Origin of the sequence: Curtobacterium pusillum (genome assembly GCF_007673235.1) — a bacterium.
In the GTDB taxonomy this organism is placed as follows: Bacteria; Actinomycetota; Actinomycetes; order Actinomycetales; family Microbacteriaceae; genus Curtobacterium; species Curtobacterium pusillum_C.
This window is the reverse complement of record NZ_VDZH01000002.1, coordinates 622,857-649,837: the sequence shown is the minus strand read 5'-3', so window position 1 is coordinate 649,837 and position 26,981 is coordinate 622,857. Positions and strand designations below refer to the sequence as shown.

General features: G+C 71.0%; 23 protein-coding genes and 1 tRNA gene. 6 read left to right on the top strand and 18 right to left on the bottom strand.

Translation table 11 applies throughout. The features are described from left to right. Positions 1-97: 97 nt before the first annotated feature. The 7 genes from FS532_RS07815 to FS532_RS07785 all read right to left on the bottom strand — a co-directional run bounded on the left by FS532_RS07815 (position 98) and on the right by FS532_RS07785 (position 7,644). Positions 98-1,240, bottom strand: a complete 1,143-nt coding sequence (locus tag FS532_RS07815) for a DNA polymerase III subunit delta' (protein WP_144752214.1) — start codon at positions 1,238-1,240, stop codon at positions 98-100. A 25-nt stretch (positions 1,241-1,265) separates the two neighbouring features. Further along, positions 1,266-1,901, bottom strand: a complete 636-nt coding sequence (tmk, locus tag FS532_RS07810) for a dTMP kinase (protein WP_144752211.1) — start codon at positions 1,899-1,901, stop codon at positions 1,266-1,268. Further along, entirely contained in the window at positions 1,898-4,696 is a 2,799-nt protein-coding gene (gene topA / locus FS532_RS07805) for a type I DNA topoisomerase (protein ID WP_144752691.1), read from the bottom strand. Before topA ends, tmk begins: the two co-directional genes overlap by 4 nt. Positions 4,697-5,151: 455 nt before the next feature. Further along, the gene (locus FS532_RS07800; protein ID WP_144752208.1) at positions 5,152-5,457 is read right to left on the bottom strand and encodes a hypothetical protein; all 306 of its coding nucleotides are present in this window, start codon (positions 5,455-5,457) and stop codon (positions 5,152-5,154) included. Between the two features lie 40 nt (positions 5,458-5,497). Next, positions 5,498-5,704 (bottom strand): DUF4244 domain-containing protein, encoded by a 207-nt coding sequence (locus FS532_RS07795; RefSeq protein WP_260852608.1) that lies wholly within the window; start codon positions 5,702-5,704, stop codon positions 5,498-5,500. Between the two features lie 84 nt (positions 5,705-5,788). Next, complete coding sequence (locus FS532_RS07790) at positions 5,789-6,649, bottom strand: type II secretion system F family protein (protein WP_260852607.1); 861 nt, start codon at positions 6,647-6,649, stop codon at positions 5,789-5,791. Further along, positions 6,646-7,644, bottom strand: a complete 999-nt coding sequence (locus FS532_RS07785; RefSeq protein WP_144752202.1) for a TadA family conjugal transfer-associated ATPase — start codon at positions 7,642-7,644, stop codon at positions 6,646-6,648. Before FS532_RS07785 ends, FS532_RS07790 begins: the two co-directional genes overlap by 4 nt. Positions 7,645-8,226: 582 nt before the next feature. Here FS532_RS07785 and acs point away from each other — a divergent pair. Continuing rightward, the gene (gene acs, locus FS532_RS07780; RefSeq protein WP_144752199.1) at positions 8,227-10,191 is read left to right on the top strand and encodes an acetate--CoA ligase; all 1,965 of its coding nucleotides are present in this window, start codon (positions 8,227-8,229) and stop codon (positions 10,189-10,191) included. A 78-nt stretch (positions 10,192-10,269) separates the two neighbouring features. Here acs and FS532_RS07775 read toward each other — a convergent pair whose 3' ends face one another. Beyond that, entirely contained in the window at positions 10,270-10,731 is a 462-nt protein-coding gene (locus FS532_RS07775) for a RidA family protein (RefSeq protein ID WP_144752196.1), read from the bottom strand. Then, positions 10,728-10,886 carry a hypothetical protein gene (locus FS532_RS18660; protein WP_022907077.1) on the bottom strand — a complete coding sequence of 53 codons (159 nt, stop codon included), beginning with the start codon at positions 10,884-10,886 and terminating at the stop codon, positions 10,728-10,730. Before FS532_RS18660 ends, FS532_RS07775 begins: the two co-directional genes overlap by 4 nt. Positions 10,887-10,936: 50 nt before the next feature. On the opposite strand from FS532_RS18660, the gene FS532_RS07770 reads away from it, so the two are divergent. From FS532_RS07770 to FS532_RS07750, 5 genes are all read left to right on the top strand, one after another. Beyond that, entirely contained in the window at positions 10,937-13,498 is a 2,562-nt protein-coding gene (locus FS532_RS07770) for a transglycosylase domain-containing protein (protein ID WP_144752193.1), read from the top strand. Continuing rightward, a complete protein-coding gene (locus FS532_RS07765; RefSeq protein ID WP_144752190.1) occupies positions 13,495-14,451 on the top strand; it encodes a metallophosphoesterase in 957 nt (318 codons plus the stop codon). The genes FS532_RS07770 and FS532_RS07765 overlap by 4 nt, the downstream gene beginning before the upstream one ends. 102 nt (positions 14,452-14,553) lie before the next feature. Beyond that, a tRNA-Pro gene (locus tag FS532_RS07760) sits at positions 14,554-14,627 on the top strand. A 145-nt stretch (positions 14,628-14,772) separates the two neighbouring features. Further along, the gene (locus tag FS532_RS07755) at positions 14,773-15,798 is read left to right on the top strand and encodes a sensor histidine kinase (protein ID WP_144752187.1); all 1,026 of its coding nucleotides are present in this window, start codon (positions 14,773-14,775) and stop codon (positions 15,796-15,798) included. Then, the gene (locus FS532_RS07750) at positions 15,795-16,415 is read left to right on the top strand and encodes a response regulator transcription factor (protein ID WP_144752185.1); all 621 of its coding nucleotides are present in this window, start codon (positions 15,795-15,797) and stop codon (positions 16,413-16,415) included. The genes FS532_RS07755 and FS532_RS07750 overlap by 4 nt, the downstream gene beginning before the upstream one ends. 143 nt (positions 16,416-16,558) lie before the next feature. Here the strand turns inward: FS532_RS07750 and FS532_RS07745 are convergent, their stop codons facing one another. From FS532_RS07745 to FS532_RS07705, 9 genes are all read right to left on the bottom strand, one after another. Further along, on the bottom strand, positions 16,559-17,602 hold the full coding sequence (locus FS532_RS07745; protein WP_144752182.1) for an LLM class flavin-dependent oxidoreductase: 1,044 nt from the start codon (positions 17,600-17,602) through the stop codon (positions 16,559-16,561). A 130-nt stretch (positions 17,603-17,732) separates the two neighbouring features. After that, positions 17,733-18,359 (bottom strand): thymidine kinase, encoded by a 627-nt coding sequence (locus FS532_RS07740; RefSeq protein ID WP_144752179.1) that lies wholly within the window; start codon positions 18,357-18,359, stop codon positions 17,733-17,735. After that, positions 18,359-19,060, bottom strand: a complete 702-nt coding sequence (locus FS532_RS07735; protein ID WP_260852606.1) for a response regulator transcription factor — start codon at positions 19,058-19,060, stop codon at positions 18,359-18,361. Before FS532_RS07735 ends, FS532_RS07740 begins: the two co-directional genes overlap by 1 nt. Further along, on the bottom strand, positions 19,047-20,198 hold the full coding sequence (locus FS532_RS07730) for a hypothetical protein (RefSeq protein WP_144752176.1): 1,152 nt from the start codon (positions 20,196-20,198) through the stop codon (positions 19,047-19,049). Before FS532_RS07730 ends, FS532_RS07735 begins: the two co-directional genes overlap by 14 nt. Further along, positions 20,195-21,472: a sensor histidine kinase gene (locus FS532_RS07725; protein WP_144752173.1), complete on the bottom strand. Its 1,278-nt coding sequence runs from the start codon at positions 21,470-21,472 to the stop codon at positions 20,195-20,197. Before FS532_RS07725 ends, FS532_RS07730 begins: the two co-directional genes overlap by 4 nt. A gap of 134 nt (positions 21,473-21,606) precedes the next feature. Next, positions 21,607-22,749, bottom strand: a complete 1,143-nt coding sequence (locus tag FS532_RS07720; protein ID WP_144752170.1) for an Rv2578c family radical SAM protein — start codon at positions 22,747-22,749, stop codon at positions 21,607-21,609. A gap of 46 nt (positions 22,750-22,795) precedes the next feature. Next, complete coding sequence (locus FS532_RS07715; protein ID WP_186321954.1) at positions 22,796-24,283, bottom strand: malate:quinone oxidoreductase; 1,488 nt, start codon at positions 24,281-24,283, stop codon at positions 22,796-22,798. Between the two features lie 238 nt (positions 24,284-24,521). Next, a complete protein-coding gene (locus FS532_RS07710) occupies positions 24,522-25,574 on the bottom strand; it encodes an aspartate-semialdehyde dehydrogenase (protein WP_144752167.1) in 1,053 nt (350 codons plus the stop codon). A gap of 17 nt (positions 25,575-25,591) precedes the next feature. Beyond that, positions 25,592-26,854: an aspartate kinase gene (locus tag FS532_RS07705; protein WP_144752679.1), complete on the bottom strand. Its 1,263-nt coding sequence runs from the start codon at positions 26,852-26,854 to the stop codon at positions 25,592-25,594. Between the last annotated feature and the right edge of the window lie 127 nt (positions 26,855-26,981).

Sequence of the window (26,981 nt, the reverse complement as noted above, 5' to 3'; positions counted from 1 at the left end):
GGTGCGAGGTTCCGCGCAGTGTGCGAGGCGTTCTGGCTCGCACACTCGCCCGGACCTCGCACACTGCGGAGTACACGCTGCGAGCTGCGAGCTGCGGTCAGCGGCTCGCGCGGGAGATGGTCACGAGGAGCGCCTCGAGCGCGAGGAGCGCCGCGACGTTCGCCGCGATGCGCTGGCGCGCGAGCGCGATGGCGTCGAGGACCTCGAGCGCAGCGGCCGGCGGCACCGACGGCAGCGCGCGGTCGAGGTGCTCGCGCATCGCGAGGTTCACCGGCTCGGCAGGTGCACCGAGTCCGAGCAGCAGCAGGTCGCGGTACAGCGAGGAGACGTCCACCAGGATGCGGTCCAGACCGTCCCGGAGGCTCCGGGTCGCCCGGCGCTTCTGGTCCTCCTCGAGCCCACGCAGTTGCGACCGGAGGGCCGGCGGGATCGTACCGCCCGGCTCGATGCCGAGGGAGCGGAGGGCGGCGTCGCGTTCCTCGGAGTCGCGCTGCTGCGTGATCGCCTTCGCGTCCTCGTCGGCGACGGCGAGCAGGTCGGCGGCGGCCATCACGGCATCGCCGACCGTCCGGACGCCGAGCACCGTCGTGAGGGTCCGTCGGCGGCGGGCGCGTGCGTCCTCACTCGTGGCGAGGCGCTGCGCCATCCCGATGTGGCTCTGGGCCTGGCGCGCGGCGTCCATCGCGAGGGCGCGGTCGACACCGGTGCGCGCGACGAGGAGGTCGGCGACCGACTCGATGCCCGGGACGCGGAGGCGCACCGAGCGGACCCGCGAACGGATCGTCGGCAGGAGGTCGGCCTCGCTCGGGGCGCACAGGATCCACACCGTGCGCTCGGGTGGCTCCTCGAGCGCCTTGAGCAGCAGGTTCGAGGTGCGTTCCGTCATGCGGTCCGCGTCCTCGATGATGACCACTCGGTACCGGCCGACGGACGGCGAGTAGTGCGAGGACGTGACGAGCTGCCGGATCTCGTCGATGGTGATGATGACGCGCTGTGTGGTGAGCACCGAGACGTCGGGGTGCGTCTTCGCGGTGATCTGCTGCAGGGTGCGGTCGTCGTCGGGACCGTTGCCGACGAGCGCCGCGGCGAAGGCCGAGGCGACGTTCGACCGTCCGGACCCGGGCGGGCCGGTGATCAACCACGAGTGGGTCATGCCGCCGGTGCCGTCGGGCGACTCCGCCGCGTTGCGCAGCGAGGCGACCGCCTCTTCCTGGCCGGTCAGGCCGTCCCACACGCTCACGGGGCCATCCTGCCAGTCGCCACCGTCATCCCTCGACGATCCCCACCAGCGGGGCGACCGCCGCGCGGATCGTGCGCTGGACCTCTGCTGCGGGCGCTGCCGCGTCGACGACGAGGAAGCGTTCGGGCTCCACCGCCGCCATGTCGAGGAACGCCCGACGGACCGTCTCGTGGAACGCCTCGGCCTCCGACTCGAGCCGGTCGAAGGTGTCCCCGCGCGCCGCGGCGACCCGGGCGCGACCGACGGTCACGTCCAGGTCGAGCAGGATGGTGAGGTCCGGGGTGAGTCCGTCCGACGCCCAGTCCGACACCGAGCGGATGTGCTCGGCGCCGAGGCCACGGGCGACGCCCTGGTACGCCACGGAGGAGTCGATGTACCGGTCCTGCAGGACGACGTCCCCGCGTGCGATCGCCGGGCGCACGAGCGTCTCGACGTGGTGCGCGCGGTCGGCGGCGTAGAGCAGGGCTTCGGCTCGGGGTGCGACGTGGCCGCGTTCGTGCAGCACGATCTCGCGGATGCGCACCCCGAGGTCCGTGCCGCCGGGTTCGCGCGTCCGGACCACGGTGCTGCCGTGCCCCTCGAGCCACGCCGTCAGGAGTTCCGCCTGCGTGGTCTTCCCCGCACCGTCGCCACCCTCGAGCGTGATGAACCGGCCGGTCACTTCTTCTTGGCCGCCGGCTTCCGAGCCGGGGCCTTCTTCTTCACCGGACCCTTGGCACGCTTGTCCGCGATGAGCTGCACGGCACGGGCGTGGTCGACTGCTTCGACGTCCTCGCCGCGCGGGATCGTCGCGTTCGTCTCGCCGTCGGTGACGTAGGGGCCGAACCGGCCGTCCTTCATCTTGATCGGCTTGCCGGACACCGGATCGGCGTCGAACTCCTTGAGCGCGGCGCTCGCGGCACGGCGGCCGCCGTACTTCGGCTGCGCGAAGAGCTCGAGGGCGCCGGGCAGGTCGACGTCGAAGATCGCGTCCTCGCTCGGCAGGGTCCGGGTGTCGGTGCCCTTCTTGAGGTAGGGACCGTAGCGCCCGTTCTGCGCCGTGATGTCGTCGCCGGACTCGGGGTCCTTGCCGACCGTGCGGGGCAGGTCGAGCAGCTTGAGTGCCGTCTCGAGGTCGACCGTCTGCGGGTCCATCGACTTGAAGAGCGACGCGGTGCGCTCCTTCGGCGCGGCGGCCTTCTTCGTGGTCTTCTTCGCCGGAGCCTTCTTGGCGGCCGTCTTCGTGCCGGCGGTCTTCGCCGTGGTCGTCTCGGCCTCGGCCGCTGCGGGGGCTGCGGCGACCTCGATCACCTCACCCGTGGTCGGGTCCACGGCGGGCTCCGGTTCCGGGGTGCGCTCGGTGACGTACGGACCGAACCGGCCGTCCTTCGCGAGGACCTCCTTGCCGGACTCCGGGTTGATGCCGACGACACGGTCGCCGAGCACCGGCGCGTCCACGAGTTCGCGCGCCTTCTCCGCGGTGAGCTCGTCGGGTGCGAGGTCCTCCGGCACGTTGATGCGACGGGGCTTCTCGGGGTCGTCGCTCGGGACCTCGATGTACGGGCCGTACCGACCGATGCGGAGCGTCAGCCCCGGGGCGAGCTCGACGGAGTTGATCTCCCGCGCGTCGATCTCACCGAGGTTGTCGATGACCGTGCGGAGACCCCGCTGGTCGCCGCCCCCGAAGTAGAACTCCTTGAGCCAGTCCACCCGGTCGGCGTCGCCGTTCGCGATCTTGTCGAGGTCGGCTTCCATGTCGGCCGTGAACTGGTACTGCACGAGGTCACCGAAGTAGTCCTCGAGCAGCCGGACCACGCTGAACGCGATCCAGTTCGGCACGAGCTGGGTGCCGCGCAGCGAGACGTAGCCGCGGTCGATGATCGTCGGGCTGATCGTGGGGAACGTGGACGGACGCCCGATGTCGAGGTCCTCCAGCGTCTTGATCAGGCTCGCCTCGGTGTAGCGCGGCGGCGGCGTGGTGTCGTGCCCCTTGGCGACGACGTCGTCGACACCGAGGTGCTCGCCCTCCTTGACGTCCGGCAGCGCGACGTCGTTGCCCGAGCGGTCCGAGGACTCGTGGCGGTCCTCGTCCTTGCCCTCTTCGTAGGCGTTGAGGAACCCGCGGAACGTGATCACGGTGCCCGAGGCGGTGAACTCGGCGTCGGTGCCCTTCGCGGTCGACGCGATGCCCTCGACCGACTCGTCCGACGTGATGCCGAGCACGATCGACGCCGTCGATCCCTTGGCGTCGGCCATCTGGGAGGCGATCGTGCGCTTCCAGATGAGGTCGTAGAGCCGCCACTCGACACCGGTGAGGGTGCCCTCGAGCTGCGACGGGGTCCGGAAGGTGTCGCCCGCGGGACGGATCGCCTCGTGCGCTTCCTGGGCGTTCTTGCTCTTGCTCGCGTAGACGCGCGGCTTGTCCGGCACGGTCGCGGCGCCGTAGAGGTCGGCGGCCTGCTTCCGGGCGGCGTCGAGCGCCTGCTTCGAGAGGTTGACCGAGTCGGTACGGATGTAGGTGATGTACCCGTTCTCGTACAGCGTCTGCGCGGCACGGGCCGTCTGCCGCGGTGAGAGGCGGAGCTTGCGGGCGGCCTCCTGCTGCATGGTCGACGTCGTGAACGGCGCGGCCGGGCGCCGGGTGTACGGCTTCGACTCGACACTGCGGACGGTGGCGTCGCCGGCGCGCTCGAGCACCGTGGTCAACGCGGCAGCGGCGGCCTCGTCGAGCCGGACGGCGTCGCCCTTCATCGCACCGCGGTCGTCGAAGTCACGACCGGAGGCGACACGCGTGCCCTGCACGCGGGCGAGCCGGGCGGTGAAGGCGGCGTCGCCCTCCTTCTCGAACCGGGCGCTGAGGTCCCAGTAGTTGGCGGACACGAACGCCAGGCGCTCGCGCTCCCGCTCGACCACGAGGCGGGTCGCGGCGGACTGCACCCGGCCGGCGGAGAGGCCCGGGCCGATCTTGCGCCAGAGCACCGGGGAGACCTCGTACCCGTAGAGACGGTCGAGGATGCGGCGGGTCTCCTGCGCGTCGACGAGGGCGGTGTCGAGCTCGCGGGTGGCTTCCTGCGCGCGCTGGATCGCCTCCTTCGTGATCTCGTGGAAGACCATGCGCTTGACGGGCACCTTCGGCTTGAGGACCTGGAGCAGGTGCCACGCGATGGCCTCGCCCTCGCGGTCCTCATCAGTCGCGAGGTAGAGCTCGTCGGCGTCCTTCAGTGCCCGCTTGAGCTCGGCGACCGTCTTCTTCTTGGCGTCGGACACGACGTAGTAGGGCTCGAAGCCGTTGTCGACGTCCACCGAGAACTTGCCGAGGGAGCCCTTCTTGAGCTCGGCGGGCAGGTTCTTGGGCTCGACGAGGTCCCGGATGTGTCCGACGGACGCCTGGACCTCGTATCCGTCACCGAGGTATTGCGCGATCGTCTTGGCCTTCGCGGGGCTCTCGACGATGACGAGCTTCTTCGTGCCTGGCACGTGTCTCCTTGATCGATGGTGCGCGTCGGCCCTGGACGACGAGCGCGTCCGGGTCGACCGGGGCACCGGTGACCGGGGGCCGACAGCCACACCATACACATAGTGTTCTGGCTGGTCGTCCGCCGGACCGGCGACCGCGACTGCGCCGACGGCGAACGGTCCGCGGCGGATCGCGACCCCTACCCGTGCCGTGGCCGCCGCGGTCCGGCAGGTGTCGACGACGGCACCGTGCGCCGTCACGACGCGAGCGGCGACGGCGCAGGGCTCGCCCGGCACGAGGCCCACGACCGCGGCGGCCGCGGCGAGGGCGGCCGCGTCGGCCGCCGTCTGTGCGCGGACCGTCGCGACCCGGAGTCCGGCTGCGGCGAGCGCCGCTGAGGCGGTGAGGAACGCCACCGCGACGAGCGCCGTCACCAGGACGGTCGCCGACCCCCGATCGGCAGGGCCTGCCGCCGTCACCGTCCACCGTCCGCTGCACAGCCCTCGGCCCGGAGCGACACCCCGGCGAACGGCCCGACCCCGCCGCGGGCCGCCGCGACGCAGACGACGTCCCCGGTTCGTCGGACGGTCACCGCGGCTCCGGGTGCGATCCGGTCGAGGGCGTCGCGGCCGGCGGCCTCGTCGCCTCGCCCGACGGCCCGGGCAGCGGTCGCCGCGGCGAGCTGCAACCGGCCGAGTCCGTCGACGACGAGCACGGCGGCGGCGAGCGAGGTCAGCACGAGGGCGACGACGGGGAGCACGACCGCGAACTCGACGCTCACGGATCCGCGCTCCCCGACCGACGGCGCGTCCGTGCGGCGGTCAGAGGGACAGGGCACCGCGGACGAGTTCCGTCAGGATGCCCTGGACCTCGCCGGAGCGCATCACGGCGACGAGGACACCGGCGAAGGCGACCGCGGCGAGGATGACGACGGCGTACTCCGCCGTGGCCGACCCGCGGTCGTCCTGCAGCCGGTGCCGCAGCCGCGGGCCCAGCCCCGGTCGGTGGGTGGTGGATGTGTCGGTCATGTGTTCCGTCCTTCCTGGTGCAAGGGGTCCAGCTTCGTGTCGGGCGGGTCCCCGTCGTGGCCGGCGGACCGGATCTGTGGACGGTCACCCGGTGCCGACGACGGTGGAGGAGAGGACCCCGACGACGACCGGCACGACCCCGACGAGCACGAACGCCGGCAGCACGCAAACGCCGAGCGGCAGGACGAGTCGGACCGCCAGGTGCTCGGCCGCTTCGAGCCCTGCGGCTGCCGCGTCGTCACGGACGTCCTCGGCGGCGGCACGGAGCAGGGCCGCCGCGGGGACGCCGGCACGCTGGGCCAGCCCGAGGACCTCGCGGAGACGCTCCTCTTCTGCTCGTCGTGACTCCGGTGGGACGGTCGGGGACGACGAGCCGAACGCCGAGTGGACGGCCCGTCCGCCGGCAGCCCACGACCCGCCGCCGGACACCGCGACCGCCCAGGCGTCGAGCAGGATGCCGGGGACGTGTCCGTCCGGGGTCGCCCGCCGGACGAGCCGCGCCGTCCAGGTCCGTGCGAGCAGCACGAGTCCTGCGGCGACCACGCAACAGGTCCAGCCGATCGGTGTGCCGACGAGGACCTGCACCGCTCCGGCACCCCACGTCGACCCGAGTGCCAGTCCGAACACGGGCAGTGCCAGCACGACCCGGGCACTCGCCCGTGGTCCGGCGAGCGCGACGCGGACGGCGCGGTCCGACCCGGCCGAGCGGCGCAGCGCACGGGCGAGTGCCCGGAGCGTGGTGGCCACCGGCGCGCCTGTGTGCTCGGCGACGCGCAGCACCGTCCGGACGTCGTCCCAGGCGGGCGCACCGCTCCGCGGGAGGCCGCCGACGAGTTCCCAGGCCCTCGGCGGAGGCACGCCCGCCGCGACGAGGGTCGCGACGCGGTCCAACGTTCGGGCGTCGTCCGCGGCGTCGCGCGGCGGTGGACCCGGACGCCCGGTCACCGCAGCCGGTCCACCGGACGCACGTCGAGCCTCCCGTCCGCACCGACGCGGAGCGAGCCGACGGCACCGAGCCGGCGGCCCCCGCCCCGACGCTCGACGTGCAGCACCAGGTCGAACGCGCTCACCGCCTGTCGCGCGAGCGCCTCGGGTCCGAGCCCGGCGAGGGCGCCGAGCGCCTCCAGCCGGGCGACGACGTCGCCGAGTCCGTTCGCGTGCACGGTGCCCGCGCCGCCGTCGTGCCCGGTGTTGAGCGCTGACAGGAGTTCCCGGACCTCGGCACCACGGCACTCCCCCACCACGATCCGGTCCGGACGCATGCGCAGGGCCTCCCGCACGAGACGGTCGAGGCCGAGCGCGCCGGCGCCCTCGGCGTTGGCCTGCCGTGCCTCGAGCCGGACGACGTGCGGGTGCTCGATGCGGAGTTCGGCGACGTCCTCGACCGTCACGATGCGCTCGTCGTGCGGCACGGCACCGAGCATCGCCGCGAGCATCGTGGTCTTGCCGCTGCCGGTCGCTCCCGTGACGAGCACGTTGCGGCGCCGCTCGACGGCGCGTTCGACGACCGACCGCGGGACGCGCGCGAAGGTGCCGGAGCGTTCGAGGGACGACAGGGTGGGCGGCGCCGGGCGGGGCAGCCGGATGGACACGGCGGTGCCGCCGACCGACACCGGTGCGAGCACGACGTGGACGCGGATGCCGTCACCGTGGCGGACGTCGACGCACGGAGTGGTCTCGTCGACGTGCCGACCACCGCGTGCGACGAGCTCCGTCGCGAGCTCCCGGACGCGGGATTCGGGGAGCTCGGGTCCAGCCCGCTCGAGACCGCTCCCCCGGTCCACCCACGTGCCCGTCCCGCCGACCACGAGCACGTCGGTGACGGCCGCGTCGCCGACCAGTGCGGCGAGTTCCTCGAAGTCGGCGGCGGACACGTCGCGGCGTCGCGCCGGCGACGCGGTGCCGGGCAGGAACGGAGTGTGGGCCCGGTGTCGGTGCATGGGAGGAGACAGTAGGGACCGCCGCCGCAACGCGCCGGATGCGACCGCGAGCGGTGGAGAAGGTCCGCGAGCGCACAGCAGCGGACCGTTTTGTACCCCGAAGCACAAACCCGTACCCCGCTCGGTGTCTGACCGTCCACGTGCGCCGAAGCGGGGAACGACGGGGGTCGGCACAGTTGGCGAACGCAACAAAGCGGGACCGCGACACCGGACAGATGCATGCAAGAGCATGGACAGGTCTGTCCACCGTTCGGCGTACCCGTGCGGATCGAGGCCGGATGATGCGGTGCAGAACGACCGGCGACACGACGACCGGGTCCGGAAAACAGAAGAGGCGGCACCGGTTGGGGGGAACAGGTGCCGCCTTGACATCGGTGGATTGGGGGGAATCCGAACCGTTGCCGCCGGAAACGAGTCCAGCGGGATCTACTGTACCCCACGATCACCCCTGCTCGGCAACCCCCGACACGACTTCCGGGCGTGCCGCTCGTCTCCGAAGCGGGCGACACGCGACCGCACCGGCCCCGACCCGAGGGGTATTCTCCGACTGCACCCCTGCCGCAACGACGCGAAAGGACATCGATGTCCGCTCCGACCCAGACCGACCCCCGCCACGACGGAGGCAGCGAGGACCCCGCGACCTTCCCGCCGTCGCCCGAGTTCGTGGCCGACGCGGTGGCCGGCGAGGACCTCCACGAGGCGGCGGCGTCCGACCGGGAGGTGTTCTGGGCCGAGCAGTCCCGCACCCTGCTCGACTGGCGCACGCCGTTCACGCAGACCCTCGACTGGTCCGACGCCCCGTTCGCGAAGTGGTTCGCGGACGGCACGCTCAACGTCGCGGAGAACTGCCTCGACCGCCACGTCCGGGCCGGCAACGGCGACCGGGTCGCGATCCACTTCGAAGGCGCGCCCGGCGACACCCGCCGGATCACCTACGCCGAGCTCACCGCCGAGGTCCAGCGCGCCGCGAACATGCTCACCGACCTCGGCGTCGGGCACGGCGACCGGGTCGTCGTCTACCTGCCGCTCATCCCCGAGGCCGTCGTGACGATGCTCGCCGTCGCCCGGATCGGCGCCGTGCACTCCGTCGTGTTCGGCGGGTTCAGCGCCGAGAGCCTCCGCGCCCGCATCGAGGACGCCGGCGCGAAGCTCGTGGTCACGGCCGACGGCGGCTGGCGCCGAGGCGCGGTTTCGGCACTCAAGCCCGCGGTCGACGAGGCGCTCGAGGGCGGTGGAACCGAGAGCGTCGAGCACGTGCTCGTCGTCAAACGCGGCGGCAACGAGATCGCGTGGAACGACCGCGACCTCTGGTGGCACGACGAACTGGCGAAGGCGGACGCCACCCACGAGGCGCAGGCGTTCCCGGCCGAGAACCCCCTCTTCATCCTGTACACCTCGGGCACGACGGGAAAGCCGAAGGGCATCGTGCACACCTCCGGCGGGTACCTGACGCAGGCGGCGTACACGCACAAGAACGTGTTCGACATGCACCCGGAGAAGGACGTCTACTGGTGCACCGCCGACATCGGCTGGATCACCGGGCACTCGTACGTCGTTTACGGCCCCCTGGCCAACGGCGTGACGCAGGTGCTCTACGAAGGCACACCCGACGAGCCGAAGCCCGGTCGCTGGTGGGACATCGTCGACTCCTACGGCGTCACCGTCCTGTACACCGCGCCGACGGCGGTCCGCGCAGCGATGAAGGCCGGCCGCGAGATCCCGGAGGCCCGCAGCCTCGAGACCCTCCGTCTGCTCGGCAGCGTCGGCGAGCCGATCAACCCCGAGGCCTGGAACTGGTACCGCCAGGTCATCGGCCACGACCGCACGCCCATCGTCGACACGTGGTGGCAGACCGAGACGGGCGCGATCATGATCTCCGCGCTGCCCGGCGTCACGAAGCTCAAGCCGGGCGCAGCCCAGACGCCGCTGCCCGGCATCGTCGCCGAGATCGTCGACGACGACGGCAACCGCGCCGATCCCGGCGAGAGCGGCTACCTCACCATCACCGAGCCGTGGCCGTCGATGGCACGCGGCATCTGGGGCGACCCGGACCGCTTCGTCGAGACGTACTGGTCACGCTTCCCCGGACGGTACTTCGCCGGCGACGGCGCGCGGCTCGACGGACAGGGCGACATCTGGATCCAGGGCCGCGTCGACGACGTCATGAACGTGTCGGGACACCGCCTGTCGACGGCGGAGATCGAGTCGGCACTCGTCGGCCACGAGGGCGTCGCCGAAGCCGCCGTCGTCGGCGCGGCGGACGAGACCACCGGCCAGGCCGTCGTCGCCTACGTCATCCTGACCGCCGAGGCGGCGGCCGACGTCGACCGCGAGTCGGCGTCGACGGAACTCCGCAACTGGGTGGGCAAGCGGATCGGTGCGATCGCGAAGCCTCGCCAGGTCGTGATCGTCCCGGAACTGCCCAAGACGCGCTCCGGCAAGATCATGCGGCGGCTGCTCCGGGACGCGGCCGAGGGCCGCCGCATCGGCGACACGACGACGCTGGCCGACCCGACGATCATGGCGACCATCGCGGAACTCATGTAGCGGGAACGACGCGAGCCGCGCCTCCAGTCCGGACTGACTGGAGGCGCGGCTCACGTGACGTGCGCTGCTGACGGTCCGTCAGTCGGCGAGTTCCACCACCAGCTCGACCTCGACCGGCGCGTCCAGCGGGAGCACCGCGACGCCCACCGCGCTCCGCGCGTGGATGCCGGCGTCACCGAAGACCTCGCCGACCAGGGTGGACGCGCCGTTGGCGACGCCCGGCTGACCGGTGAACGTCGGGTCGCTCGCGACGAAGACCGTCACCTTGACGACCCGCGCGACGCGGTCGAGCGAACCGGCCACGGACTGCACGGCCGCGAGGGCGTTCAGTGCCGCGGTCCGGGCCTCGGCCGTCGCGGTCTCGGCGTCGACGGTCGCGCCGACCTTGCCCGTCACGGGCAGTGCGCCGTCCACGAACGGCAGCTGGCCGGCCGTGTAGACGTACTTCCCGGTGACCACGGCCGGCACGTACGCCGCGACCGGTGCGGCGACCGCCGGGATCGTCAGGCCGAGCTCGGCGAGCCGCTCTGCGATACTCACGCGTCGGCCTTCGGGCGCTTCAGGTAGGCCACCAGGCCACCCTCGGGGCCGGTGACGACCTGGACGAGTTCCCAGCCCTCGTCCCCGAAGTTGTTGAGGATGGCGGTGGTGTTGTGGATGATCAACGGGGTCGTGAGGTATTCCCAGCGAGTCATGGAGATCCTTGCCAGCCTTTCAGTCGGCGGTGTCGTTTAGGCTGCATCCTATGTCTGCCCAGAAGACGTCTGCCTCGCGGACCAAGCCCGTCTCTGCAGTCGGCGCCTTCGTCGGTTTCGTCGGTTTCAGTGTGCTCGCCGGTCTGCTCGTCACGATCGGCGTCACCCCCGCGATCGCGGTGGCCGGTGTCACGACGACGTCCACGATCGGCGTGTTCGAGTCCCTGCCGGAGTACATCGAGATCGGTGACCTCCCGCAGCGCAACGAGCTGTACGCGTACCAGGGCGGCAAGAGCGTGCACTTCGCGACGGTCTACGACCAGAACCGCCAGGAGCTCAAGTTCGACCAGATCAGCGACCAGCTGAAGAACGCGGCGATCGACGGCGAGGACAAGCGCTTCTACGACCACGGCGGCGTCGACATGACCTCGCTCGTCCGCGCAGGCGTGGGGTCGCTCGCCGGTGGGCTCGGTGAGTCCGGTGGTGGCTCGACGCTGACGATGCAGCTCGTCCGCAACATCAAGATGAACCAGGCGCTCGAGCTCCCCACGCAGGAAGAGCGCCTCAAGGCCTACAACGACGCGGTCGAGCAGACCATCCCCCGCAAGCTCGAGGAGATGAAGCTCGCGATCGGCCTCGCGAAGAAGTACACCCACAAGGAGATCCTCACCGGGTACCTCAACATCGCGTACTTCGGTGACCAGACCTACGGCGTGCAGGCCGCCGCGCAGCACTACTACAACAAGAGCGCGACCGACCTCACCCCGGCCGAGGCCGCCTCGATCCTCGCGATCGTGCAGTCGCCGAACACGCGCAACCTGTCGAACCCGAAGTACTACGACGCCAACGTCGCTCGCCGGAACGTCATCCTCAAGTCGATGTACGCGCAGAAGCACCTGACGAAGGCCGAGTACGACCAGGCGGTCGCCTCGAACCCGAAGGACTACGTCCACCTGACCGAGCCGTCGCAGGGCTGCAAGGCCTCCGTCGGTGACGGCTCGCAGTTCTTCTGCGACTACGCGGTGCAGGTCGTCAAGGAGATGTCCCAGCTCGGCGCCACGGCGAAGGAACGCAACACCGCCTGGCGCAACGGCGGCTACAAGATCCAGACCACGCTCGACATCGACGCGAACGCCCAGCAGAAGCAGGTGCTCAACACCTACGACAACAAGGCGGAGACCGCCTTCAAGCTCGGTGCGGCGCTCGACTCGGTCGAGGTCGGCTCCGGCCGCATCCTGACGATGGCGCAGAACAAGGACTACGACCAGTCCCTGAAGTCCCCGCCGACGTCCACGTCCATCAACTACAGCGTCGACAAGAAGTACGGCGGCGGCATCGGCTTCCAGGTCGGCTCGACGTACAAGGTCTTCACGCTGCTCGACTGGCTCAAGGCCGGGCACGGTCTGAACGAGGTCGTCAACGGCACGCCGCACAACACCCCCGTGTGGCAGCACTGCGGCGAGCCGACGTACACGAACTGGGCGCCGAAGAACGACTCCGCTGGCGAGAAGGGCAACTTCACCGTCATCGCCGCCACGGCCGCCTCGGTGAACGCCGCGTTCGCCTCCATGGGCGCGAAGCTCGACCTCTGCGACATCAAGCAGACCGCCGAGGACTTCGGCGTGCACTCGGGTGACGACAAGACCGAGCTGAACTCGTACCCGTCCTCCATCCTCGGCACGAACAACATCGCGCCGCTGACGATGGCCGCCGCGTACGCCGGCATCGCGAACAACGGCACGTACTGCGCCCCGATCGCGATCGACAACGTGACCAACGCCGAGGGCAAGAGCCTGGGCGGCCAGCCGAAGAGCTGCAAGCAGGTCGTCGACCCGTCCGTGGCGCAGTCGGCCGTCTACGCCATGAAGCGCACCATCTCGGGCGGTACGGCGGTCGGCGCCCAGACGCCCGACGGCACGCAGCTGTTCGGCAAGACCGGCACCACCGACGACGCCGACCAGATCTGGCTCGTCGGCGGCAGCTCGCGTGTCGCGACCGCGTACTGGCAGGGCAACACCGACGGCGGTAAGACCAACCTCCGCCACTACAGCAACGGCGTGAGCGGCACGTACGCGGCATACCGTGCCTACGCATGGCAGAAGGCGCAGGCCCCGCTGAACGCCCTGTACCCGGCCGGCCCGTTCACGGACCCGTCGCCGTCAGCACTCCGTGGCAACAGCAAGGCCGTCCCGGACGTCACGGGCAAGAGCGCCGCCGACGCCAAGGCCGCCCTCGCCGCTGCCGGCTTCACCTACGTCGACGGTGGCGCACAGCCCGGTGCACAGGCCGCCGGCACGGTCACCTCGACCTCGCCGTCCGCGGACTCGCTGCTGTCGAGCGGTTCGAGCGTCACGGTGTACACCTCGGACGGCTCGCAGCTGCAGGTCCCCGAGGTGACGAACAAGACGTTGGCCGACGCCCGCGCACAGCTGTCGCAGGTGGGCTTCGCGAACGTCGCCATCGGTGAGAACTACGTCAAGGGCGGCGGTGATCGCGAGTGCGTCGTCGCGTCGGTCGACCCCGGAATCCACACGAACGCCGGCAAGGACACGACGATCACGCTGACGCTGTACGGCGACAAGAACGGCAAGGCGCCCAAGGACTGCAAGTGACCCGCGGTCGCGCCGCGCTCGGGGTCCTCGCAGCGGGCGCGGCCGTCGGTGCCGCCACGGCGGCGTGGGGGTCGCTCGTCGAGCGGCGCCGGTTCGGCATCCGCTGGGAGACCGTCCCGGTGCTGCCGCCGGGGTCGCGTGACGTCGTCGTCCTGCACCTGTCGGACATCCACATGGCACCGTGGCAGGCCGACAAGCAGCAGTGGCTGCGCGACCTCAGCCTGGTCGAACCGGACTTCATCGTGAACACCGGCGACAACCTCGGGCACCCCACCGCGAACGCCGCGGTCGAGTACGCACTGGAACCGTTCCGCGGTGTGCCCGGTGCGTTCGCCCACGGGTCGAACGACTTCTACGGTCCGTCGCCGCGCAACCCGTTCAAGTACTTCTCCGGCCCGAGCAAGATGCACTCCGAGCGCCGACCGGTCGAGCTCGACATCGACCGGCAGACGGCGTTCTTCGAGTCGCTCGGGTGGCTCGACCTCAACGACCAGGCGCACGCGATCGAACTCAAGGGCTCCCGCTTCGAGCTCTTCGGCACGTCCGACGCCCACCGCGGCTGGGACCGCCTCGACCTCCTGCCGACGAACGTCGACGAGATGCGCGGCGAAGTGCCGTGGTCGGAGGACGAGGACGGCCCCTCCCCCGTCGCCATCGGCGTCGCCCACGCGCCGTACCGCCGTGTGCTCGACGCCTTCGTGACCCAGGGTGCCGACATCGTCTTCGCCGGGCACACCCACGGCGGCCAGGTCCAGGTGCCGGGCGTCGGGGCGCTCGTGACGAACAGCGACCTGCCGCGCCGCTACGTCAGTGGTCTCCACAAGTGGCAGCACCGTGGGCACTGGTCGTGGCTCGAGGTCTCGGCGGGCATCGGCACGTCGATCTACGCGCCGGTGCGGTTCTCGTGCCGTCCCGAAGCGGTCGTCGTCACGCTGACCGCCCGCACCGACTGACCCCACGGGGCGACGCGCCCGGGAGTTCGCTCGATGGTCACCAGCACACCTGATCATCGGATAGACTTCTGGGGTTGCTCCGGCCACGGAGCGATCACACCGCGGGGTGTGGCGCAGCTTGGTAGCGCGCCTCGTTCGGGACGAGGAGGTCGCAGGTTCAAATCCTGTCACCCCGACACTGTGTTGAGACAGTACAGAAGAAGGCCCTGGTTCTCCGGAACCGGGGCCTTCTGCTTTACCGTCGCGGCGCATGTGTCCGCAGGCCCATCCAGCGTCGCCACCCGATGGCACCTGCGGCGATCGGGATACGCTCGGTCCGCCATGGACATCCCCGCACCGCTCGCCTCCGTCCTCGCGCAGATCGGTGCGCGCTTCCCCGAACTCGCCGACGACCCCGTGATGGCCCAGAGCCTGCTCGAGAACGTCACGTCGATGGTCGCCGAGGCCCACGAGCGCTACGCCGCCGGCGCCGAGTCGAGTGTCGTGAGCGACTCGTACCTCGACCCCGCGCACCTCGCGACCGGAGCACTGCACGCCGAGCACGCCCAGCACCCGGCCGGCGCGATGCTCGCGGCAGAGGTCCTCTTCGACGCCTACCTGCCGGTGTTCGTCGACCAGGTCGGAGCGTTGAGCACGACCGACGTCCTCCGTGCCACCAGAGCGCTCCACGCGGGCATCTGGAGCCGCTTCCCCGCCGGGGCCATCGCCTACACGGAAGCGCTCCGGCAGCGCGTCACCACAGCGCACATGGACTCCCGCACGCAGATCGCCCGTGACCTGCACGACCGCGTCGCGCACGGCATCCTCGCGGGGCTCCAGCGGGTCGACCTCACCCTGCTCACCGATCCCCCGGCGCCCGAACGGACGGCGCAGCTCGAGGACGCCGCACGGCTGCTGCGGGGCGCTCTCGGCGAGGTCCAGGACCTCGCGGTCGCCCTGCACGCCCGAGTCGGCGACGACTTGCTCGACGCAGCACTGGGTCGGCACGCCAAGGACCTCTTCCCGGCCGAGCGCACCGTCGAGATCACCTCCTCCGGCGCGCCGGTGCGGCTGCCGAACTGGAAGGCAGAAGAGGCCCTCACGATCCTGCTCGAAGCACTCACGAACTGGCGGAAGCACGCGTCCGGGTCGACGGCGACGGTGCGGTTCGACTGGGTCGGCAGCACGGTCACCGTGACCGTCTCGGACGACGGTCCCGGCTTCGACACCACCGCAGCGGCCGACGGCAGACTCGGGCAGCTGACGATGCGCGAGCGAGCCGGCCTCATCGGGGCGGTGCTCGCCGTCGAGAGCGCCCCGGGGCACGGCACCACCGTCCGGCTCACCATCCCGATCGGAGCACTGTGACCGGCATCACGCACGTCGCGATCGTCGACGACCACCGGCTCTTCCGCGAGGGCCTCGCCACGATCCTGTCGTCGGTGCCGACCATCCGCGTCGTGGCCCACGGTGAGCGGCCCGCCGACGTACTCGGCTCCCCCGAGGCCCCGGCCATCGACGTCCTGCTGCTCGACGTGGAGCTCGACGGTCCCCCGGCGCGGACGACCATCGCCACGGTGCGTCGGAACCACCCGGGCATCGCCGTCGTCGTGCTGACCATGCACCGCGACGCCGTGCTGCGCCGGGCGCTCCTCGACGCCGGCGCCGTGGACTTCGTCACGAAGGACACCCCGAGCCGGGAGCTCGTCGACCGGATCGTCCGGGCGACGAGCACCGATGCGGCACCGGTCACGTTCCCGATCGACCTCGTCACCGAGGCCCGCGCGGGCTCACCCCTCAGCGACCGCGAACTCGAGGTCCTGCGGCTCATCGCGTCCGCTCGGTCCAACGCCGAGATCGCCGCGGACCTGGGGCTCGCCGTGGGCACGGTGAAGCGGCACGTCTACAACGTCTTCCGGAAGCTCGACGTGGGGTCCCGCGTGGCCGCGATCGCCACCGCGACGCGGCTCGGCCTCCTCGCCTAGGTCGGGACGCCGGCCCGCACTGGCGTCGAGGGAGCAGAAATCGTCGAGTACCGTGCGGCGACCCGACGATTCCTGCTCACTCGAAGGACGACGACGGGACAAGACGACGACGCGACGGGCCGACGACGCGACAGCACGACGCGTCAGACCGACGCGCCCGCCCCGGCACGCACGAGGCGCCCTTCGGCGTGCAGGCCCGCCACGACGTCCAGCGCCTGGTGCCGGTACCGCGCCTGCGCCGCCCCCGGCGCGACGATCACGCCGTCCGCGCCGGTCGATTCGACCAGGGCGTTGATCTTCGTCGCGACCTGCTCGGCGTTCCCGTAGGCCTGCCGCTCCGTGCGCGCCGCGATGAAGCGGCGCTCGAGGTCGCTGAACTCGTACGCCCGTGCTTCCTCCATCGACACCGGCTCGGGCTTCGCACCCTGCCGCATGCGGATGAAGGAGATCATGCCGGGAGCGCTCTGCTCGTCGACGACGGCCGGGTCCTCGTCGGTGACGACCTGCACGCCGATCAGGGCGTTCGGCGTCTGCCGGAAGCGCGACGGCCGGAACGAGTCGCGGTACAGCGCGAGCGCCGCCTCGGTGTTGTCCGACGCGAAGTGGTGCGCGAAGGCGAACGAGACACCGAGTGCTCCGGCGACCTGCGCGCTGTACCCGGAGGACCCGAGCAGCCAGAACTCCGGCACGTCCCCGTACCCGGGCACCGCACGGATCCGTGCGAGCGGGTTCGACTCGTCCATCCCGGTGAAGAACCCGATGAGGTCGGCGAGCCGGTCCGGGAAGTCATCGACGTCGAGACGGTCGGTCCGGCGCAGCGCCATCGCGGTCGCCCCGTCGGTCCCCGGCGCACGCCCGAGTCCGAGGTCGACCCGGTCGCCGTACAGCGCGCGCAGGGTGCCGAACTGCTCCGCGACGACGAGCGGAGCGTGGTTCGGCAGCATCACGCCGCCGGAGCCGATGCGGATCGTGGACGTCGCGGCCCCCACGGCGCTCAGGAGCACCGCCGGCGCGGACGAGGTGATGCCCGGCATGCCGTGGTGCTCGGCGACCCAGAAGCGCTCGTAGCCGAGCTTCTCGGCGTGCACCGCCATGTCGATGGAGCCCTGCAGGGCTTCGGTGTTGGACTGGCCGTACTCGCGTGTGGCCAGATCGAGGACGGACAGGTGCACGGAAGCGTCGCTCATGTGGTCACCAACGCCACCCGACGCACGTGCATTCCGCACCACCCACCGGCCTGGAGGCGCGGGGCGGGCCGGCACCGTGCCTCCAGGCCGTCAGACGGTCGCGTCTGCACGACGCGGGCCGGCGGACCCGTCAGTCGCCGTCGAGGCGCCCGCCGGACTCCGTCAGGTAGCAGTTGGCGCAGAGCGACTCGTAGGTGACGTCGACGCCGTCGATCGCCACCTGCGAACCGTCGAAGACGAACCGGCCGTCGACCTTGCGCGCGTTGAAGACCGCCTTGCGGCCGCAGCGGCAGATGGTCTTGAGCTCCTCGAGCGAGTGCGCGACCTCGAGCAGGCGGGCGCTGCCGGGGAACGCCTCGGTGCGGAAGTCGGTACGGATGCCGTACGCGATCACCGGGACCTCGTCGAGGACGGCGATCCGGAGCAGGTCGTCGACCTGTCGCGGCGTGAGGAACTGCGCCTCGTCCACCAGCACGCAGCTGACGGGCCGGACCATGCCGTCGAGCCGGCCGGACTCCGGGTCGACGGCACCCGCCGCGGTGACGGCGGACCGGACGTCGGCACCGGGCGTGAACACGATGTCGACGGCGCGTGTGACACCCAGCCGGGAGACGATCTCACGGTCGCCCTTGGTGTCCACCGACGGCTTCGCGAGCAGGACCCGGTGACCGCGCTCCTCGTAGTTGTAGGCCGCCTGCAGCAGCCCGGTGCTCTTGCCGCTGTTCATCGCGCCGTAGCGGAAGTAGAGCTTCGCCACTACGCGAGGAACCCGTCCTCGGCCGCACGACGGATCAGGTCGGACTTCTTCGACGCCGGACGACCGACCTTGCTGTACTTCTCACGGACGCGCCGGAGGTAGGTCTTCGCGGTCTCGTACTGCACGTTCATCTGCGCGGCGACCTCGTTCGTCGAGTACCCCGACACGTACAGGCGCAGCGCCTCTTCCTCGCCGTGGCTGAGCTTCGGCCGCTGGTGCGCGTTCGCCCCCGTCGGCAGCGGACGCCAGTCGCGCTGCGGCGGGGTGTCCCGGGCGACGCCCATGATCTCGCGCGCGACGTCCATGACCTCGCGCATCGGCAGCGACTTCGACAGGAAGGCAGCGGCGCCGGCGGCCAGGGCGCGGTCGCGGGACTCCCGGCTGTCGACGCTCGACAACACGATGACCTTCGCTCCGGCCGCGCGGCAGGTGCGCACCCGGGCCTCGATCGAGACGGGTTCCTTGAGCTGGAAGTCCAGGAACACCAGGTCGGTCGGGAAGTTCTCGCTGTGCACCATCTCGAGCCACGTGTGGGCCGTCAGCGCCAGGTCGAAGTCGAAGGCGTTCACCGCGATCCAGCTCGACAGGCTGTCCAACAGCACCTCGTGGTCGTCGAGGATCGCCAGCCGCACGCGTCGTGTCCCCGGGTTCGGGATGGCGGGCATGCCATCCGTGATCCGGCTCGGGTCAGTGCTGGTCATAGGAGAACCTTAGTGCGAGGGCGGAGGGTCGGACCGCGACGTCCAGGTCGGGGAACGTCACGCGGAGGACCGCGAAGTACGGGTCGAAGGTGCGGTGGATGCCGACGTCGGAGTCGGCGACGGCGAGGTCGATCGAGACGGCCACCCGGTCGGTCGTGTCCGGGGCACGACCGATCGTCGCGCGGAAGCCGGCGGGGTCGACGGTGGTCGCACGGAGTGCTGCACGCAGGAACGTCCGGACGACGGTGCGCTGGTCGGCGTCGAGCGTCGCGATGAGGCCGTCCGGGTCGTCCACGACGGCTGCTCCCCCGCCGTCCGCGGTCACCGCGTGCTCGAACCAGGTCCGGTCGGCGTCGGCGACCATCGAGCGGCGGATGCCGTCCGCGATCTCCCGTGCCCGGGCACGATCGGCGTCGGTGATGACCTCGCGCGTCCGGAGCTCGGCGAGGAACGGCGCGACGTCCCGCGCCAGGATCGTCGAACGGTCCTGCTGCACGCTCTCGGCGATGCCGTCCCGCTCCGCACGCTCGACCGAGTACGACCCGGCGCGGATCTGCACCCGCTCGGCGAGCCCCGCGAACGTCCAGGCGAACACCGCGGACGCCGCCGTGAGCACGAGCGTCGGTGCCGCCGCCAGGAACCCGGCGACGCCGATCGGGACGTGGTGCGGGAACGCGGCGGCGCCGATGCCCCACGACGCTCCGGCGACGACGGCCAGGACGATGCCGCCCACCGTCAGGTCCGTCCACGGCCGGTACGGGGCGGTCATCACGATGCCGGTCGCCGTCAGCAGGGACATGAAGTCGTTCAGGGCGCTGCGGTCGGGTCCCCACTGCGCCGCGACACTCGTGACGGTGGCCGTGGCGAGGAGCGCCACGTGCAGGACGAACGCCCACCGCGGGAACGGAGCACGGAACGGACTCGACGCGACGAAGACGACCGTGCCCGAGGCCGCGACGAGCAGCACGGTGAGCGCGCTCAACGTCGGGCTGCCGGCGACGTCACGGCCGAAGACGGACACGAGCAGCGCCCAGAGGACACCACACGCGCCGAGCACGATCGCGAGCGGGCGCGATCCCATCGCTCCGAGCGGGTCGTACTGCTGCGCCGTGCGCGGCCCCTCCGTGCGGTCCCTCACCGGTGCACCCCCGATCCGTCCGGGGCCACGGTGGGGATCGTCCCCGTCACCGTGCCGTACGGCACCGTCATCATCACGCTCGTGCCGGACCCCGGTGACGACCAGACCTGCACGTCACCGCCGACACGACCGATGCGCTCCCGGACGGACCCGCGCAGGCCCATCCGGTCCGGACTCGTCGCCGACTCGTCGAACCCGCGTCCGTCGTCGACGACCATGACCGTGCAGGCGGCGCCGTCGTCGAACACGCTGACCTCGGCGGCATCGGTGTCCGCGTGCTTCCGGACGTTCGCCAGGCACTGCCCGACGGCCCGGAGGACCGCCGTCATCGCCGCCTGGTCGAGTCGACTCAGCGCCGCGGGGTCGCCCGTGACCGTCACGTCGAGCCCGTGGTCGCGGTGGTCGTCGACCATGTGCTCGAACGCCCGGACCGCAGCTCCCGACTCCGGACCGGACTGCCGACCGGCAGGCGCGAGCCACTCCTTGCCGGTGAGCATCGCGACGTCGGCCTCGACCGTCCGGGCCAGCTGCGTGTCCATCGGGCCGTCCGGCGCCAGTGCGATCGCGCCGAGGTGGTTCAGGACGGTGTCGTGCAGGATCGCAGCCGCCTCGGCCTCGACACCGGCGCGGTAGGCGGAGACGTGCTCCTCACGCGCCGAACGCAGCAGCTCGGGCTGGACCCGCTCGGACCGCGCGGTGTTGCGGCTCGTGAACAGGACGAGGGCGATGACGAACGCCAACGTCACCCACGCGAGCACGAGCGGGTGTGCCGACCCGCCGGCCTGCAGGATGGCGATCGACGTCGCGACACGGCCGACCAGGAAGCCCGCGATCGACCACATCGCGACCCGTCCCGCGACGGCACCCGCACCACCGACGAGCACCAAGGGGATGACGGACAGGGACAGCAGGTAGGACACGACCCAGCCGGCCGGGACCTCACGCTGCACCACGACGGCGAACCACCACGCGCAGACGCCACCGACGACGAGGAACGCGACGGCCGAACGCCACGTGCCGAACTGTACGTGCACCGCGATCATGCCGAGCATCGGGACCAGCGCCAGGACGGCACCGACCACGCGGACGTCGGGGTCGGCCAGTCGGAAGAGGAGCAGGGCGACGGCGGCGGCCGCGAGCGACCCGATGGCTGCCGCGTGGAAGGCCCGCACGGTCGACCACGCGTTGACTCGCGGAGCGAGGTGCGTGGGGATGCCGAGCACGGGTGTGGGGTCCTTCCGGACGAGCGGGTACGACGCCCACGATCCAACCACCGTCAGCGTGATCGTGTACCCCGTTCGACGGGGCGTTCGGCGACCCGCTCGATGTTACCGGCACTTCTGCGTTCCGTGGTGTCCCCCGAACGCGGACCGACGGGTACTCAGGGACCGCACCGAGCCGAGGCATCTCAGAACAGCGTCGGCACGGCGTCCTCGGGTCGGCGCGGGGTGAGTCGACGGTCGTACCCCGGATCGGCGCGCTTCAGCGGCGAGGTCGCGGGAGTCGACTGCTCCGTGCCGTCGTCCAGCCGCACGGCCGTGGGTCGGTCCCCCGTGCGGTTCGAGAAGCCCATCGACCCCGTCGCCGGGTCGACACGGCCGAGTCCGAGCCCGTGGGCCCGGAGGATCGGCCGCACCCGTTCGGCCAGCCACCGCCGGTAGTCCTTCGGGGCGTAGGTGTTGTCGAGGTACATCGAGCGGTACCGCTGCACCAGGTCCGGTCGGGTGCGCCCGAGCCACTCGAACCACCACGGCTTCACCCCGGGCCGCAGGTGCAGCGCGGAGTACATGACGCTCGTCGCCCCGGCCGCGGCGGCCCGTCCGATCGCGTCGTCGAGGTGCGCCCGGGTGTCCGTGATGTACGGGAGCACCGGCATCAGGAACACCGAGCAGTCGAGGCCGGCGTCCCGGATGGCCCGCACCGTCGCCAGCCGCGCAGCCGTCGTCGGGGTGCCCGGCTCGACCTGCTGCTGCAGTTCGTCGTCGTACACAGCGATCGACATCGCCAGGTCGACCGGCACGGACCGCGCTGCCTCGACCAGCAGCGGGATGTCCCGGCGGAGCAGCGTGCCCTTCGTCAGGATGCTGAACGGGGTGCCGGAGTCGGCCAGCGCGCGGAGGACGCCCGGCATCAGCCGGTACTTGCCCTCGGCGCGCTGGTACGGGTCGGTGTTCGTGCCGAGCGCCACCGGGTGGCGATCCCAGGTCGGCTTCGTGAGCTCCCGGTGGAGCACGTCGGCCACGTTCGTCTTCACGACGATCTGCTGGTCGAAGTCCGCCCCGCCGTCGAACTCCAGGTAGGTGTGCGTCGGCCGAGCGAAGCAGTACACGCACGCGTGGCTGCACCCGCGGTACGGGTTGATCGTCCACCCGTACGTGCCGCTGCCGTCCGCCGCCGGGACTCGGTTCAGCGCACTCTTCGCCAGGACCTCGTGGAAGGTCACACCGGCGAACTCCGGGGTCGTCACACTGCGGACGAACCCGCTGTTCGACTCGAGCCCGGGGAGCGCATCGCTCCGCGAGGCGTCGAGCGCCTGCCCACTCCATCGCATGCAGTCATTCGAACACATGTTCGAACGACCTGCAAGCGGGGGTGGGTCAGTGGTGCAGTCCGAGGACCTTCGCGGTGCGCTCCAGGGTCTGGTCGGCGAGTTCCGCGTCGTTCCCCAGGTCCTGCCCGTAGGTCGGCACCATCACGCGGACGGCTTCCTCCCAGCGGTCCCAGCGGTCGGGGAAGCACTTCCGCAGCAGGCCGAACATGATCGGGACGGCAGTGGACGCGCCCGGGCTGGCGCCGAGGAGCCCCGCCACGGAACCGTCCGCCGCGGTGATGACCTCGGTCCCGAACTGCAGGACGCCGCCCTTTTCCTTGTCCGGCTTGATGACCTGGACACGCTGCCCGGCCGTGATGCGGTGCCAGTTCTCCGGCTCCGCGCTCGGCATGAAGTCGCGCAGCGCGTCGAACTTCGTCTGCTTCGACGCGAGCAGCTGGCCGATGAGGTAGCGGACGAGGTCGATGTTCGAGAACGCGACGCTCAGCATCGGGCGGAGGTTGTGCGGCCGGATCGACTTGAACAGGTCGAGCAGCGAACCCTGCTTCAGGAACTTCGGGCTGAACCCGGCGTACGGGCCGAACATCAGCGAGGCGTTGCCGTCGACAATGCGGGTGTCGAGGTGTGGCACCGACATCGGCGGCGCACCGACACTGGCCTTGCCGTAGACCTTCGCCGAGTGCTTCTGCACGACCTCGGGGTCGTCGGTGCGGAGGAACTCCCCCGACACCGGGAACCCGCCGTAACCGCGGATCTCGGGGATCCCGGACTTCTGCAGCAGGTGCAGGGCACCGCCACCGGCACCGACGAAGACGAACTTCGCGGCGATCCGCTGCGTAGAACGGCCCACGTCGTTGCGGACGTCGAGGACCCAGCCGTCGCTGACCTTCGACCGGGTCAGGTTCGTGACCTGGTGCGACGGTTCGAACTCGACACCGTCGATCTCGAGCTGGTCGAACAGCTGCCGGGTCAGCGAACCGAAGTCGACGTCGGAGCCCGCCGCCGAGTACGTCGCCGCGATCGGCTGGTCCTTCTTGCGACCCGGGATGAGCGCCGGCGCCCACTTCCGGATCTGTGCGGGGTCGTCGGAGAACTCGAGGCCGGCGAACAGCGGGTGGTCCTTCATCGCCTCGTACCGCTTGCGCATGTACTCGACGTTGTCGGCACCCCACACGAACGAGATGTGCGGGGTCGGGTTGATGAAGTTCGAGGGCTCGGGCAGCGCACCCGTCTCGACGAGGAACGACCAGAACTGTCGGGACACCTGGAACTGCTCGTTGACCGTCACGGCCTTCGCGATGTCGACGCGGCCGTCGGGGAGCTCGGGCGTGTAGTTCAGCTCGCAGAGTGCGGAGTGCCCGGTCCCGGCGTTGTTCCACGGGTTCGAGCTCTCCTGCGCGACGGTGCCCAGACGCTCGTAGACGCGGATCCGCCAGGAGGGCTCCAGCCGGTGGATGATCGCGCCGAGCGTGGCGCTCATGATCCCTCCCCCGACCAGGACGACGTCGATGGGGTCCACCTGCTTCACTGCCACCCGTCGATCCTAGCGGCGCATGGCCGTGCACCGGCCCAACAACGGACTGGAGGCACGGCCCACCTCCTCCACGCAGGCCGCGGTCCGCAGCGTGCGAGCTTCCGCACACCGTGGGAGCCGTGCAGGCTCGCACCCTGTCCGGAACGTCGCACCATGCGTGGCGCACGCCCCGGCCGGGCCGCGCACGGCGGAGGCCCGCCCCGCTGACGCGGGACGGGCCTCCTGGCAGTACTGGCCGCTATGCGGCGACCGTGCGGCGCGCGACGATCGTCTCAGCGATCTGCACCGCGTTGAGCGCGGCACCCTTGCGCAGGTTGTCGTTGCTGACGAACAGCGCCAGACCGTGCCCCTCGGGCGCGGACTGGTCGGCGCGGATGCGGCCGACGAAGGTCGGGTCCTGACCGGCTGCCTGCAGCGGGGTGGGCACGTCGGCCAGCTCGACGCCCGGGGCGTCGGCCAGGATCTCCGTAGCACGCTCGGCGGAGAGCGGACGGGCGAACTCGGCGTTCACCGAGATCGAGTGCCCGGTGAACACCGGGACCCGCACGCAGGTGCCGGCGACCAGGAGGTCCGGGAGCTCGAGGATCTTGCGGCTCTCGTTGCGGAGCTTCTTCTCCTCGTCGGTCTCGCCGAGGCCGTCGTCGACGATGCTGCCCGCGAGCGGGACGACGTCGAACGCGATCGGCCGGACGTACTTGACCGGCTCCGGGAAGGTGACGGCCGAACCGTCGTGGGTGAGGGCGGCGGTGTCCTGCTCGAGCGCCGCCTTCGCCTGGCCGAGCAGTTCCTCGACCCCGGCGAGCCCGGAGCCCGAGACGGCCTGGTACGTGGTGGCGACGAGACGACGGAGCCCGGCCTCGGTGTCGAGGACCTTCAGCACCGGCATGATCGCCATCGTCGTGCAGTTCGGGTTCGCGATGATGCCCTTCGGCGCCTGGTCGATGGCGTGCGGGTTCACCTCGCTCACGACGAGCGGGACGTCCGGGTCCATGCGCCAGGCGCTGGAGTTGTCCACGACGAGGGCGCCGGCGGCCGCGAACTTCGGCGCGAGGGCACGCGACGCGGTGGCGCCGGCCGAGAACAGCGCGATGTCGATGCCGGACGGGTCGGCGAGCTCGGAGTCCTCGACGACGATCTCCTCGCCGCGGAACGGCAGGGTCGTGCCGGCGGACCGGGCGCTCGCGAAGAACCGGACGCGGTCCGCCGGGAACGCGCGCTCCTCGAGGAGACGGCGCATCACGGCGCCGACCTGGCCGGTGGCGCCGACGACGGCGACGGTGAGGGTGCTCATGCAGTGCTCCTGACGGGTCAGCGGCCGGTGCCGGCGTAGACGACGGCCTCGGAGTCGGCGTCGAGACCGAACGCGTTGTGCACCACGCGCATCGCCTCGTTGAGGGTGTCGGCACGGGTGACGACCGAGATGCGGATCTCCGACGTGGAGATCATCTCGATGTTGATGGACGCCTCGTGCAGGGCGCGGAAGAGCGCCGCCGAGACCCCGGCGTTCGTGCGCATGCCGGCACCGACCAGGGCGAGCTTGCCGATCTGGTCGTCGTACTGGATGCCCTCGAAGCCGATGTCCGACTGCGAGACGCCCAGCGCGGTCAGGACGCTCTGCCCCTGGTCCTTCGGCAGCGTGAAGGAGATGTCGGTGCGGCCGTTCGACGCCGACACGTTCTGCACGATCATGTCGATGTTCGCGCCGGCCCGGGCGACGATCGTGAAGATCTCCGCCGCCTTGCCCGGGGTGTCGGGCACGCCGACGACGGTGATCTTGCCCTCGGAGAGGTCTCCGGCGATGCCGGTGATGATCGGTTCTTCCACGGTTTCCCCCTCTGCAGGGTTGTAGACGATGGTTCCCTCGGCGTTGCTGAAGGAGGAGCGGACGTGCAGGGTGACCCCGTGCCGGCGGGCGTACTCGACGGCACGGATGTAGAGGACCTTCGCACCCGAAGCTGCGAGCTCGAGCATCTCCTCGCTCGTGATGCGGTCGACCTTCTTGGCCTTCGGTACCACGCGCGGGTCGGCGGTGAAGATGCCGTCGACGTCGGTGTAGATCTCGCAGACGTCGGCGTCGAGCGCCGCGGCGAGGGCGACGGCCGTCGTGTCGGAGCCACCGCGGCCGAGCGTGGTGATCTCGCCCGTCGTGCGGTTGAAGCCCTGGAAGCCGGCGACGATCGCGACGTGCCCGGCGTCGAGCGCCTCACGCACGCGCTTCGGGGTGACGTCGACGATGCGGGCCTTGCCGTGCTGGGCGTCGGTGAGCATGCCGGCCTGGCTGCCCGTGTACGAGGACGCTTCGACCCCGAGGCTCTTGATCGCCATCGCGAGCAGCGCCATCGAGATGCGCTCCCCCGCGGTCAGCAGCATGTCGAGTTCACGACCCGCGGGGATGGGGGTCACGGAGTGCGCGAGGTCGACGAGTTCGTCGGTGGTGTCGCCCATCGCCGAGACGGCCACGACGACGTCGTTGCCGGCCTTCTTCGTCTGGACGATCCGCTTCGCCACGCGCTTGATGCTCTCGGCGTCCGCGACGGACGATCCACCGAACTTCTGCACGATCAAGGCCACTGGCTGGTACTCCCGGAGACGACGGATCCGCGAGGTGACGCGGTCTGACAATGGTAGTCGGTGTTTCGCGGATGTTGCGTCTGAGCGGGCGCGGACGCAACGATCCTGCGTGGGGTGTGGAGGCGGG